Source organism: Curtobacterium sp. 24E2, assembly GCF_016925595.1.
Classification (GTDB): Bacteria; Actinomycetota; Actinomycetes; order Actinomycetales; family Microbacteriaceae; genus Curtobacterium.
In genome coordinates this window covers 738,251-750,746 of sequence record NZ_CP068987.1, presented here as the reverse complement: position 1 = coordinate 750,746, position 12,496 = coordinate 738,251, and the positions used below count along the sequence as shown (strand labels likewise).

At 73.3% G+C, this 12,496-nt stretch carries 12 protein-coding genes and 1 pseudogene; 2 read left to right on the top strand and 11 right to left on the bottom strand.

Annotation, left to right across the window (positions count from 1 at the left end; all coding sequences use genetic code 11):
- Positions 1-110: 110 nt before the first annotated feature.
- The 5 genes from JN350_RS03815 to JN350_RS03790 form a co-directional block, all read right to left on the bottom strand.
- Complete coding sequence (locus JN350_RS03815; protein ID WP_205463599.1) at positions 111-1,502, bottom strand: amidohydrolase; 1,392 nt, start codon at positions 1,500-1,502, stop codon at positions 111-113.
- Positions 1,495-2,034 (bottom strand): cysteine hydrolase family protein, encoded by a 540-nt coding sequence (locus tag JN350_RS03810; RefSeq protein WP_205463598.1) that lies wholly within the window; start codon positions 2,032-2,034, stop codon positions 1,495-1,497. Before JN350_RS03810 ends, JN350_RS03815 begins: the two co-directional genes overlap by 8 nt.
- A 513-nt stretch (positions 2,035-2,547) precedes the next feature.
- Positions 2,548-2,799 carry a hypothetical protein gene (locus JN350_RS03800; protein ID WP_205464531.1) on the bottom strand — a complete coding sequence of 84 codons (252 nt, stop codon included), beginning with the start codon at positions 2,797-2,799 and terminating at the stop codon, positions 2,548-2,550.
- Positions 2,796-3,557 (bottom strand): amidohydrolase family protein, encoded by a 762-nt coding sequence (locus JN350_RS03795; RefSeq protein ID WP_111086473.1) that lies wholly within the window; start codon positions 3,555-3,557, stop codon positions 2,796-2,798. The genes JN350_RS03800 and JN350_RS03795 overlap by 4 nt, the downstream gene beginning before the upstream one ends.
- A gap of 141 nt (positions 3,558-3,698) precedes the next feature.
- On the bottom strand, positions 3,699-4,199 hold the full coding sequence (locus tag JN350_RS03790; protein WP_205463596.1) for a hypothetical protein: 501 nt from the start codon (positions 4,197-4,199) through the stop codon (positions 3,699-3,701).
- 110 nt (positions 4,200-4,309) lie between these two features.
- Here JN350_RS03790 and JN350_RS18950 point away from each other — a divergent pair.
- Both JN350_RS18950 and JN350_RS20565 read left to right on the top strand, forming a co-directional pair.
- Positions 4,310-4,804, top strand: a pseudogene (locus JN350_RS18950) (GntR family transcriptional regulator); the annotation flags it as partial.
- Positions 4,805-4,821: 17 nt separating this feature from the next.
- On the top strand, positions 4,822-5,004 hold the full coding sequence (locus tag JN350_RS20565) for an FCD domain-containing protein (protein WP_461964357.1): 183 nt from the start codon (positions 4,822-4,824) through the stop codon (positions 5,002-5,004).
- 102 nt (positions 5,005-5,106) lie between these two features.
- On the opposite strand, the gene JN350_RS18945 is transcribed toward JN350_RS20565, so the two are convergent.
- The 6 genes from JN350_RS18945 to JN350_RS03760 are packed head-to-tail and all read right to left on the bottom strand — an operon-like array spanning position 5,107 to position 12,468.
- Positions 5,107-6,540, bottom strand: coding sequence for an amidase family protein (locus JN350_RS18945; RefSeq protein WP_240347526.1), 1,434 nt, complete (start codon positions 6,538-6,540; stop codon positions 5,107-5,109).
- Positions 6,540-8,555 (bottom strand): primary-amine oxidase, encoded by a 2,016-nt coding sequence (locus JN350_RS03780; protein WP_205463594.1) that lies wholly within the window; start codon positions 8,553-8,555, stop codon positions 6,540-6,542. The genes JN350_RS18945 and JN350_RS03780 overlap by 1 nt, the downstream gene beginning before the upstream one ends.
- A 28-nt stretch (positions 8,556-8,583) precedes the next feature.
- Complete coding sequence (locus JN350_RS20050) at positions 8,584-9,219, bottom strand: gamma-glutamyltransferase (RefSeq protein WP_205463593.1); 636 nt, start codon at positions 9,217-9,219, stop codon at positions 8,584-8,586.
- Positions 9,141-10,139: a gamma-glutamyltransferase gene (locus JN350_RS20045; protein WP_205463592.1), complete on the bottom strand. Its 999-nt coding sequence runs from the start codon at positions 10,137-10,139 to the stop codon at positions 9,141-9,143. The genes JN350_RS20050 and JN350_RS20045 overlap by 79 nt, the downstream gene beginning before the upstream one ends.
- On the bottom strand, positions 10,136-11,230 hold the full coding sequence (locus JN350_RS03765; RefSeq protein WP_205463591.1) for an FAD-dependent oxidoreductase: 1,095 nt from the start codon (positions 11,228-11,230) through the stop codon (positions 10,136-10,138). Before JN350_RS03765 ends, JN350_RS20045 begins: the two co-directional genes overlap by 4 nt.
- Positions 11,227-12,468 (bottom strand): aminotransferase class V-fold PLP-dependent enzyme, encoded by a 1,242-nt coding sequence (locus JN350_RS03760; protein WP_131844896.1) that lies wholly within the window; start codon positions 12,466-12,468, stop codon positions 11,227-11,229. Before JN350_RS03760 ends, JN350_RS03765 begins: the two co-directional genes overlap by 4 nt.
- Positions 12,469-12,496: the final 28 nt, after the last annotated feature.

Sequence of the window (12,496 nt, the reverse complement as noted above, 5' to 3'; positions counted from 1 at the left end):
GGTGCTGTCCTCCAGTGGGATTCGGGGTGATGCCAGGGAGTCAGTCCCAGGGGCGGGTCCAACTTGGATCCAATTTAGAACAATCCGCATCCAACTGTGTTTCGAGTGGATTACATCTGCCCGGGACGAGCAGCGGCGTCGAAGACCGTCACGCCGCCGACGTCGGTGCGCAGGACCCGCGCCGCGGCGAACTCGTCGACCGTGCACGCGGCCGGGTCCACGTCGAGCAGCACCCAGTCCGCCAGGGCGCCGGCGCGCAGCACGCCGCGACGGTCCTCGGCGAAGGACGCGTGTGCCGCACCGCGCGTGTAGGCCTCGACCGCCTCGAGCACCGAGAGTGCCTGTGCCGGGCCGATCGGCTCGTCGAGGCCGCGCATCCGACGGGCCGCGGCGACGGGGACCACCTCACGCGGGTCGAAGGGGAAGTACGGCGCGTCCGAGCCCATGGCGACCGTGGCACCGGCGTCGGCCCAGGTCCGCATCGGGTTGACCTCGTCGACACGGCTGCCGAGCCGGCGCTGCAGCCCGGCGGCGTTCTTCCAGGCGATCGAGGGCTGCAGCGACGCCACGACACCGAGGCGTGCCGCACGGTCAGCGCTCGCGACGCTCGGCTCGAGGTACGCGTGGATGAGCTGGCAGCGGAGTCCGGCGACCGATCGCCCCGTGTCCCGTTCCGCTGCCTCGAGCCCGTCGAGCACCTCGGCGACCGCACGACTGCCCACCGCGTGGACACCGAGCCCCCACCCCGAGGCCACGCACGACGCTGCAAGGCGGGCGAAGTCAGCCGCCGCGATCCGCTGCACGCCGTGGTCGTCGCCGGTCCAGGGCCGTTCGAGCAGCGCCTGCCCCTTCATGCCCTCGCCGTCGTAGTAGACCTTGACCGGGCCGAGCCGGAGGCGGTCGTCGCCGTCACCGGTCACGCCGTCGATCGAGTCGAGCACCGCCAGGGCCGCATCGACGTCGGGAACCGCTGCACTGCCGAGCTCGGGGTAGGGCATCGCGACCACGCGCAGGGTCAGGAGTCCCCGCCGGTGCGCCTCCCGGTACCCCTCGAGCTCGGGCAGCGTGACGGCCGGGTCGACGACACCGGTGAACCCCATCGCGTGCAGCAGCGGCTGGATGCGGCGGATCGCGGCGAGCCGGTCCCCGAGCGTCGGCGGTGCGTCCCCGATCCAGTCCGGGGCGTCCGGGTCCGCGTCGCCGTCGGCGAGCATCGCGGCCGAGAACGTCGCTGCGTCGGCGTCGCCGTCCACGAGCTGCAGCGCTTTGAGTCCGGCGCGCTGCGCGTGCGCGTGGGCGTCGGTGAACCCCGGCAGGACGGTGCCCTCGACGTGGTCCTCGGCCGTGCCCTCCGGAGCCGCCGCTCGCACGTCGTCGAGCGTCCCGACCGCCGCGATCCGGTCGCCGACGACGAGCAGGGCCTCGGCGGTCGGCACCCCGGGGTCCATCGTCCGGACGTGTCCGACGACGAGCCGCGCGGACCGGCCGGCCGCCTCACACACCGACGGGCTCCCGCTCGTCGAGCCAGGTGCGCACGTCCGCAGCGGTCACGAGGGCGTCCCGCTGCAGGTACCCGATCGCCTCCAGTGCCGCGTCGTGCGCACGTTCGCTCGACCCGGCGACGCAGTCGGTGAGGACCCGGACGGCGTAGTCGTGCTGGTGGGCGTCGGCCGCCGTGTAGTGGATGCAGACGTCGGTGAGTCCGCCGACGAGCAGGACGGTGCCGGCCTTGTACGCCTTGAGCACGATCTCGAGCTCGGTGCCGAAGAACGCCGAGTAGCGCCGCTTGCGGATGACGAACTCCTCGGGCCGAGGGTCGATCCACGAGGCCAGCTCGGTCTGCTCCTCACCCTCGATGCAGTGCGGGCCCTCGGCGCCGTCGAGCTCACGGCCGATGTCGACGAGGTCCGGCTTGTGGACCTCTTGGATGAAGACGACGGGCACACCCGAGGAGCGGCAGTGCTCGATGAGGTCACGGACGCGCGGTGCGCGCTCGGCACGGCCGCCCATCACGGGGATGCCGGGCGTGGGCATCGTCGAGGCAGCTCCCCCTGGATGTCGACGACGATCAGGACGGCGTTGCCGGAGACGGCGAGCATGCTGGTGGTTCCTTCCGGGACGGATCGTGCAGCGGGTGGGGACCGGTGCGCGCCGTCGCCGTCATCCTCTGACGGGATCCGGCACCGCAGGGGTCCGGGGTGTTTCCGCGGTGTTAAACCTCAGGTGTCGCCGAACCGGGCGGTGTCGCCGAACCGGGCGGTGTCGCCGAACCGGGCGGTGTCGCCGAACCGGGCGGTGTCCCCGCGGGCGCCGTCACCGCTCCAGCCGCCGCCCGCGCGCTCCGCCGCCGCCGGAAGGGAAGCAGCTCGGCGACCCCGACCGGCCCGAACCCGTTCCCGACCGCGACCCACACCCGGGCGTCGGGCGCGTGGTCACCGAGCAGCTCCGCGCAGACCCCGCACGGCTCGATCAGGTGCATCGTCCCGCCCGGCCTGCGGAGCACACCCACGACCGACACCACCGGCGACCCGGCGACGACGGCCGCACTCAGCGCAGCGGACTCGGCGCAGACCGACGCGCGACCGGCCGATGCCTCGACGTGCAGCCCGGTGACCACACTGCCGTCGGCGAGCCGGAGTGCTGCGGCGACCTCGTGCACCCCGTGCGGTACCGCCGGTCGAGCACGTCGGTCGCGATCCGGAGCAGCTCCTGGTCCGCGGCGCCCATCCCGGACGGCGGGCCGGCGAGCACCGGACGGTCACTGCCGCCGGACGGAGCCCCGCCCGTCGAGTCGCTCACGACCAGCCCAGGATCCGCGCCATGTTGCCACCCTCGACCAGGGCCCGATCGGCCTCGTCCGGGATCGCCTTCGCGATCTTCATGCGCTCGAGGTCGAAGTCGCTGCCCGGCCACTCCGACCCGAGCAGGATCTTCTCCGCGCCGAGGCGCGCGTACGCCCGCTTGACGTCGGACATCAGGGTGGCCGAGGTCTCGAGGTAGACGTGCGGGTTCCGCTCGGCGACGATGATCGCCTCGGGCACGTTCCACACCGCACCCATGTGGGCGATGATCGTCGGCACCGTCGGGAAGTTCTTCGCGATCTCCTCGATGGAGAACGGTGCACAGAACGCGTCGTCGAGTGCGTTGATCAGCACGGGCAGGCCGAGCTCGGCGCAGACCTCGAACAGCGGGTCGAGCAGGCCGTGGTCCGCGACGTGGTAGCCGTGCAGGCTGGGGTGCAGCTTCAGGCCGACCAGCCCGCCCTCGGCGAAGCGACGGATCTCGTCGGTCGCGTTCTCCCACTGCGGCATGACCTGGCCGAAGCCGAACAGCCGGTCCGGGTGCGCGGCGACCAGGTCCATCAGGAAGTCGTTCTCGATCCCCTGCGCGAGCGAGCAGACCATGGCGCGGTCGACCCCCGCGGCGTCCATGCGGTCGAGGATCCGGTTCGCGTCGAACGGCGTGTACGCCGGCGGCTCCTCGCCCGGGCGCACGCCGCTCAGGTAGTCACTGCGGCCGCGGCGGTCCTGCGTGGTGTTGTAGGCGTCGATGATCATCGTGGGCGTCTCCTCGTCGGCGGCTCGTGGGGCGGAACTCCCGCACATGTGATCCGATACTGCCAGAATTGGATCCAATTTGGTAGCACTGGGGTGCGAGACACCCAGCCTGGAGGCGCGACGCACCCCCGCCGCGCCGGCTCAGTGCACGACGACCATCGCGCCCATGGCCAGCACGCTCACCAGCGACGCCGCCCGGCGCACGGACTCGACCCGCGGCACCCGGCCACCGACGACGTTCCACAGCACCACACCGGCGTGCACCGCGACCGCCACCCCGACCGGCAGCAGCACCGCACCGTGGGAGTGCACCGCGCCGGCACCGGCACCGGCGTGACCACCCGCGAGCAGCACGAACACCGCGCCGAGGAGCATCCCGAGCGCGTGCAGGTGGTCACCACCGGGGCGACTCCGGCGACGCCACCGGTCCACCGCAGCCGTGCCCATCGCGCATCCACCGAGCAGGAGCGCCCAGAACGGCGCCGGCACCATGTGGAGCGCCGGCACGTGGACGTCGAGCATCGCGACGAGCATCACCGCCTCGGCGACGAGTGCGACCGGCCCGACCCGTCGCCCGCCAGCGATGCCGAGCCCGAGCGCACCGATGGCTGCGACGAGCATGACGACGAGCAACACGGACATGATTGGATCCAATCACGAGCGAGTCGGATACGGCAACGGGATCCAACACCTGGCAGGATTGGATCCGCAGCGGGGGTTCGCTGTGACGACGTACCGAGGGAGACCACGACGTGACCACCAGCGACGGCAATGCACTCGTCGACGACCTCGCCGCCCGGATCCGCGCGAAGATCATGTCCGGCGAGATCCCCATCGGCGCACCGCTCCGCCAGGCCGACCTCGCCGCGCAGTTCGGCATCAGCCGCACCCCGGTCCGCGAAGCGCTCCGGCAGCTGCAGACCGGCGGCCTCATCGAGGTCGTGCCGAACCGTGGCGCGGTGGTCCGGGTGCCGGTGCCGTGGGAGGTCCGCGAGGCGTACGAGGTCCGCGCCGAGCTCGAGTCGCTCGCAGCCCGTCGCGCCGTGGACCGGCTCGACGACGCCACCATCGCGCAGCTCCGCTCGGTGAACCAGGCGATGTACGAGCGCTCCCTGGCGGCGGCCGAGGGCGAGCAGCCGAAGCAGCGCGAGGGCAGCGACAACGACCAGTTCCACGGGCTCATCTACCAGGCCTCCGGCAACACCCGGCTGACCCGGATGCTCGTCGAGATCAACGACGCCTTCCCCGGAACGTCTCGGCCCTGGTGCTCCGCGAGAACTCCCGGCACCGCGAGGAGAACTTCCGCGAGCACGAGGAGCTCATCGAGGCGCTCGTCGCCGGCGACCGCGAGCGCGCCGCCGAGCTCATGCGCGACCACGTCCTGCGCGCCGGCGAGCACCTGGCGCACTGGTACGAGCGCCGCTCGTCCACCGTCTTCACCGGCTGACCCGGCGCGACCAGCGAAAGCGGCACGAGAGACCGGGCCGCTCAGCGCCGCACCGACGGGGCGGGGCCGACCCGCGCCTCCCGACCGGGCCGCGCCCGCCGTCTACAGGACCGGCGCCCGCCGGATCCAGCCGGTGGCCTCCTCGATCGCGCGCGTCACCGCGAGCAGCTGGGCCTCGCGGCCGTACCGCCCGACGACCTGCACGCCGACCGGCAGCCCCTCGGGCGTGAACCCGGCCGCGGTCACCACGACCGGGTGCGCCGTCAACGTCAGCCGGTTCGCGAGCATCTGCCACGTGAAGTAGCGGTCGAAGCGGTGGCCGTCGACCTCGTCGACCCACTCGACCTCGGCCGGCGGTGCGACCATCGGCGTCGCCGGCAGCACGAGCACGTCGTGCCGGTCGAGCACCGCAGCCGTGTCCCGGTACATCCGGGTCCGACGCTCGTACGCATCGGCGAGCTGCGCCGCCGTGGTGGCGCGCCCTTGCTCGACGTTCCGGACGTAGTCGGGACGGAAGCCGGTGGCCCCGGCATCGACGGCATGCCGCCCGCCCAGGAAGAACTCGAACGTCTCGATGGTCTCCCACGCTTCGTCGGCACCCGCGAAGTCGGGCTCGTCGGCCTCGACGACCGCGCCGAGCCCGGCGAGCTGCTCGCCGAACGCGCGGTGCACGGCACGCACGACCGGGTCGATCGGCAGGCCGCCGGCGTCCTCGCTCCACGCGACGCGCAGGCCGTCGAGCTCCACCGGACGGACCGGGTGCTGCGTCATGGCGGACATCGGCCAGACGGTCTTCTCGACGGCGAGGGCTTCCATGAAGCGTGCCGCATCGGCGGAGTCGCGTGCCATCGGGCCGGTGACGCCGTGCGGCGTCCAGGCGTTGCCGGTCCGGCCGCTCGGCACCCGTCCCGGGCTCGGCCGGACGCCGACGACGTTGCAGAACGCGGCCGGGTAGCGCAGGCTCCCGCCGCTGTCGGAGCCGTCGGCGATCGGCAGGATCCGCCCGGCGAGGGCCGCTGCGGCGCCACCACTGGACCCACCCGCGTGCCGCGAGGTGTCCCAGGGGTTCACGGTCGTGCCGAACACCGGGTTGAAGGTCAGCACGCCCTGGCCCATCTCCGGCGTGTTCGTCTTGCCGATGATGATCGCGCCTGCGTCGCGGAGCAGCGTCGCCAGGACGCTGTCCTGCTCGGCGGGGCGCGCGTCGGCGAACGCCGCCGACCCGTTCGTGGTCGGCAGGCCGGCGACGTCCATCAGGTCTTTCACCGCGGTGGGCAGGCCGTGCAGGAGCGGGAGCGGTTCGCCCGCGGCGCGTGCCGCGGCGGTGCGGCGGTCCGCCGCTTCTGCCGCGGCCAACGAGACCGAGTCGGGCTGCTGGGAGACGACGGCCTGGAGGCGCGGGTTGCGTTCCTCGATCCGGTCCAGGTGGGCGCGCATCACCTCCACCGCCGACACCTCGCGGTTCGCGACGGCGTCGGCCAGGCGGACGGCGGACCAGTCGGCGAGGTGCTCCGCGGTGTGCTCGGGCGCGGGCATCAGCGGCCGCCCTCGTGGTCGTGCTGCTGCTCGGCGTGCACGTGCCCGTCGTGCGCGGCGTCGGCGTGGTGGTCGTGCGCCGCGTGGTCGTGCGCCGCGTGGTCGTGGTCGTGGCCGGAACCCGGCGCGCAGTGGTCGGTCGCCGACGGCGGGACGTCGAGCGAGGGGTTCCGGTCGAAGAAGCCGTCGGGTTCGAGCCGGAAGCCGATCGTGTCGACGGGCATGATCGGCCACTGCTCCGGCCGCGGGAAGTGGTGCACGCCGAGGACGGGCCACAGCACGAGGCGCTCGTTCTCGAGGGACCGGTCCGCCTGCTGCCAGACGTGCACCCCGTCGTCACCGAGCTCGCCCTGGTTCGGGTACTCGCCGGCGATGAAGCGCTCCTCGGGGTCGAAGGCGCTCGCCCAGAGGTGCTTCGCGACGAACGGCGCCTTCCGCTCGACGATGCTGCCGGGGCGGACGTGCAGCTGCGCGGTGTTCTGGACCGCCAGGCGGTAGGCCGTGCTCTCGCCGTAGCGGTTCTGCGCGGACTCGCTCTCGATGCGCCAGTGCAGCGCGCGGGCCGGGTCGGTCATCCGGGCGCCGTCGGCCTCGGAACCGATCGGCGTCTCGACCGCGATGCAGGCGTTGCCGTAGGGGTTCAGGGCCTCGTCGGGCTCGGGCTCGGCGTGCACCTCGACCAGCCGGTTCAACGGCCCGTCGACGGCGGTGTCGAGCCGGACGGCGAAGTAGTGCTGGTGCGTCGGGGCCTGCACGTTCGGTGCGACCATCCGGCCGTACCGCGGGGTCTCGCCGTCGGCGATGCCGGACACCGACATCAGGCCGGTGAGCTTCACCTCGAGCTCGACGGAGCCGTCCTGGTACAGCGACCAGTAGAAGCCGTAGTCGTAGTTCGCCACGGTCGCGAAGCTCGAGATCACGAGTCGGCGGCTGCGACGGACCTCGGCGCTGCCGGTGCGGGTGTTGACGTGCTTCCAGAGGATCGAGTCGTCCTCCTCGTGCAGGCAGATGCCGTTGACGATCGTCTGCGGTTCGCCGTGGCCGTCCAGGAAGTCGACGTCGAAGTAGCGGATCTCCCCCAGGCAGTCGCAACCGAGCTCGAGGCTCGCGGTCAGCGGGCCGGCGCCGTACTCGCCCCAGTCGAAGAAGTTCTTCCGGTACGCGGTCGGGTCGCTGTCCAGGTACGGCACGTACATCTCGTTGACGGCCGCACGGTGCAGCACCGGGCGCTCGACGTCGCCGTCACGGTAGGACAGGTCGTGCAGCACGAGCCCCTCGCGGTGCGAGAAGCCGACGCGGAAGGTCCAGTTCTGCCAGCGGACCTCGTGCCCGTCGATCGTGAAGCCGGGACCGTTCGGCTGGACGATGTCGAGCGCGGAGACCTCGCGGTCGGGACCCCAGGTGCCGGAGGTGTAGACGCCGGTCTCGCTCGCCATCGGGATGACGCCGTGGTCCTCGATCCGGATGACTTCGAGGGTGTCGAGGTCGAGGATCGGGACGAGCCCGGCGACGGGTCGTGCGTAACCGTTGTCCTCGGGGAACTCGCGGTACCAGACCGTGCCCCAGCTCAGGCGGCGGTCGGCGAGGTCCTCGGGCACGAAGCCGGTGATCGACTCCGGGTCGACCCAGACGAGCGACGTGTCGGTGATCCCGCGCTTCGCGAGCGCCTCGATGATGAGCGGCGACTTCCGTGCGGCCTGCGCGATGAGCCGTGCTTCGTCACTCGAGACGCCGGGGCGACGGTGGTCCACGTCGGTCCACAGCTCGACGATCGCGGGCGAGTCCGGGCCGGCGGTCCACCCGCGCACCTCCCAAGCGGCGTGGGCGTCCGGGTCCATCACGACGATCCGCACCGGACGGGCGCCACCGGCGGTCGTGCCCCTGGCCTTCTCCTCGTCGAGCGCGATCCCCCAGAAGCGCGGCCGGTCCCCGATGCGCCCGGAGGCACGGACGGCGGTGACGAAGGAGGCGATCTCGACGGAGGTCAGCGGATCGAGGACGTGGGTGCTGCTCATGGGCTTCCTTCTCGGGTGGATCGTGCGGTCAGTGGGCGTCGAGGACGACGGCGCGGCCGTCCGCGCGGGGGTCGCTCGCGGCGTCGAGGTGTCCGTCGGCGTGCAGCCGGACGGTCTGGACGTGCCCGGCCTCGTCGACGGGGCCGTCGGTGCGGGCGACCGGCAGGCCGAGGGCTTCGGCCGCGGCGATCGCGTCCTCGGAGCCGGGTTCGGCGACGAGCGTCATCACCTCGTGCCCGAGGTCGCGCGCACCGATCACGAACCGCGGTCGGCCGAGGACCTCGTCGGGGTCGCTGCCCGCGGCGACCAGGTCACGGGCGAGCTGGGCGAGGATCCACGGCTGGGCGCTGCCGCCCTGGCAGCCGAGGCCGAGCACCAGGTCGTCCGTCTCGGCGATCACCGGCAACAGGGTGTGCGGCGGTCGCAGGCCCGGTCCGACGTGGGCGGGGTGTGCGGGGTCGGTGCTGAAGGCGGAGCCGCGGTTGTGCAGCACCACGCCCGTCCCCGGGTCGAGGATGCCGGAGCCGAAGAGCTGGTAGACGCTCTGGATGAGCGTGACGACGGTGCCGTCGCTGTCCGCAGCGGTCACCGCGACCGTGTCGCCGAGGGCACGGCCGGCGCGGGGCAGTGCGCCGACCCGACCGGAGTCGCGTGGGTCGAGCATGGCCGCGACGTCGATGGAGCCGCCGCGGGGTCGCCGAGTTCCGCCTGACGGACGAGTGCGGCACGGTGCACGGCGTCGACGAGGTCGGCGGTCGCGGCGGTCGCGGTGCCGTGCTCACTGCCGCCAGCGAGTGCTTCCGGCAGGATCCCGAGCAGCACGACGCCCTGCGTGGGTGGCGGAGCGACCCACCATCGGGCACCGCCGATCGTCGTGCCGCGGGGCTCGACGAGCTCGGCGTCGTGCGCGGCGAAGTCGGCCTCGGTGTGTGCACCGCCGAGCTCCCGCAGCCGAGCGGTGATCGAGGCGGCGATCCGTCCCCGGTACATCGCGCCCGGGTCGGCAGCGAGTTCGGTCAGGGTCGCGGCGAGTGCCGGCTGCACGAGCGGGTCGCCTTCGGCCAGGAGCACCCCGGCGTCGTCGGTGAAGACCTCGCGCATCCCGGGGTCGGCGTGGAGCTCGTCGGTCCGGACCGCGATCGCACGGCCGAGTCCGGCGGAGACGGGGACCCCGTCGGCCGCGAGTCGTGCTGCGCGGGTCAACGGGTCGGCGAGCCCGAGCCGGCCGCCGAGTGCGTCGATCGCCTGCCACCCGGCGACGACGCCGGGGACCGTCACGGTCTGGGCGCCCTGCCGGGGCATCCGGTCGTGCTGCGCGAGCGCCGCGACGTCGATGCCGGCCGGTGCGGCGCCGGCGGAGACCACGGCGACGACGGGCTGTCCTGGCGGACGGACGAGGGCGACGAGGTCCCCGCCGATGCTGCACTGGTGCGGGTAGACGACGGTCAGTGCGGTGGCCGCCGCGAGCGCGGCGTCGATGGCGTCCCCGCCGGCCGCGACCGCCTCGGCGGCGGCGTCGAGGGCAGCGGGGTGCGGTGCGGCGACGGCGACGCGTCGGGTGGAGCGTGCAGCTGGGGCGGTCATGCGGTGGTCACCATCCGTGCGGGGCTGAGGAACGCGAGGTCGGGGCGGTCGATGCCCTGCACCAGGTCGGCGACGGCCGCACCGATCGCCGGCCCGAACTTGAAGCCGTGGCCGGAGCAGGCCGCGGCGAGGAGCACCTCGGGCTGCTCGGGCAGGGCGCCGACGACGAACCGCTTGTCCGGGGTCATCGTGTAGAGGCACGCGACTGCCTGGGCACCGGCGGTGACGATGCCGGGGACGAACCCTTCGAGGAGCTCGGCCAGGTGCGCGACCTCGGCCTCGGTCGGCGGTGCGACGGGCACGTCCGGGTCCCACACGGGTCCGGCGTCGATGCCGATCTTCGCGCCGGATCCGGCGGTCTCCGGGAGCCCGAAGACGAGCCCCTCCGGCAGGTCGATCGAGAAGCACCCGAGCGCGGGCGGCTGTGCCACGGTCTGCCCCGTCGGCGCGGTGAGCGTGACGATGCGCCAGACCTCGAAGAACGCGGCGGCCTCGGGTACCAGGTGCGACGCCCAGGCGCCGCCGGCGAGCACGAGCCGTCGCGCGCGGACACTGCCGGCGTCGGTCCGGACGGTGACGACGCCGTCGTCGACCTGCCAGTCGAGCACGGTCTCGCCGTACCGCAGGTCGGCGCCGGCCGCCGCGGCGGCGGACTGCGCGAACGCGAGCGCCCGCGCGGCCTCGAGCACACCGGCGTCGGGGTCGTGGACCGCGCCGTAGGTCTCGGGCGGACGCAGCGAGGGCGCGAGCGTCGGCCAGGCTGCGCGGTCGACCGGGAGGCTCGCCCCACCCTGCATCGTCGGCTCGCCCCGGTGCGCGTACAGTCCACCGGTCCGGTGCAGGAAGGGCGCGCCGGCTGCGGTCCCCCAGCGGTCCCACCCGCGGTACGCACGGTCGACGAGGTCGTTCCACACCGGGTGTGGGTACGCGCGGCGGATCATCCGGGTGGCGCCGTGCGACGAGCCGCGCTCGTGTCCCGGCGCGAAGCGCTCCACCGCGACGACGTCGAGGCCGCGGCGCGCGAGCTCGTACGTGGCGGCGGATCCGTGGATGCCGAGTCCGAGGACGACGACGTCGTGCACGGCCGTCACGCGCGGACCTCGGCGACGACGTCCGCGACGCCCTCGAGCAGGACCCGGACGTCCTCGTCGTCGTTGTACACGTGCGGCGAGACGCGGACGACGCTCGGCAGGCCACGGGCGCCAAGGTCCCACTGCGCGTGGCTCGCGGGGACGGAGATCGAGTCGATGCGGCGCTGCCGGAGCCGGGCCGAGACCTCCTTGCCGGCGACGCCGTCGACCGTGAAGGTGACGATCGCGGACGCTGACGCGGACGGGTCCGCCACGGTGACGCCGTCCACGGCGTCGAGCGCGGTGCGCAGGTGGGCGCCGAGGCCGACCAGGTGCGCCTCGGTCGCCGCCGGCCCGCGGTCGAGCGCTTCGCGCAGCGCCACTCCGAGGCCGAGCCGTGCGGCGACGGAGCACTCCCACGTCTCGAGCTGTCGCGCGGTGCCGTCCATCGTCCACTCATCCTCGCCGGTCCAGACGGCTCCGCGGACATCCGGCGCCCACGCACCGACGCCCTCGAGCATCCCGCGGCGCAGGTAGGCGATCCCGGTGCCGCGCGGCCCGCGCAGGAACTTCCGGCCGGTGGTGACGAGGGCGTCGCAGTCGACGGCGCGCACGTCGATGTCGATCTGGCCGACGGACTGCGTGGCGTCGACGACGGTCAGGGCGCCGTGGCGACGGGCGACGGCGCTGATCTCCGCGATCGGTTCGACGAGGCCGGACGAGGTCGGCACGTGCACCGCGCTCACGACGACACGGCCGCTCGCTCCGGCGACGGCGCGGTCCAGGGCCTCGAGGTCCATGGCACCGGTGGCGTCGCTCGGCACGACCTCGAGCCGCACGTCGTCGTGCCGCTGCATGGCCAACAACCGGAGCGCCTGGCTGACGTAGCTGGATCGGGGTGCGACGACCGTGTCCCCGGCGCCGAGCCGCAGCGCGTCGAAGACACCGCGCAGGCCGCTCGTGGCGCTGTCGAACAGGGCGATCTCGTCCGGCGCCGACCCGAGCAGGGTGGCGGCCGCGGTGTAGACGCCGGCAACCTCGTCGGCGACCTGGTTGGCGGCTTCGTACCCACCCACCCGCTGTTCCCGGCGCAGGTGGGTGACCACTGCCTCCAGGACGCCGTCGCTGACCAGGCCCGCGCCGGCCGCGTTGAAGTAGTGGCGCCCTGCGGTGCCGGCGGTGCGGGACCGCTCGGCGGCCACGTCGATCGCCGTCACTGCCTGGGCGGCCATCGTGCCGTCCTCGAGACCGATCGTCATGTCGCGGGTCCTCCCTCGTGCGCGTCAC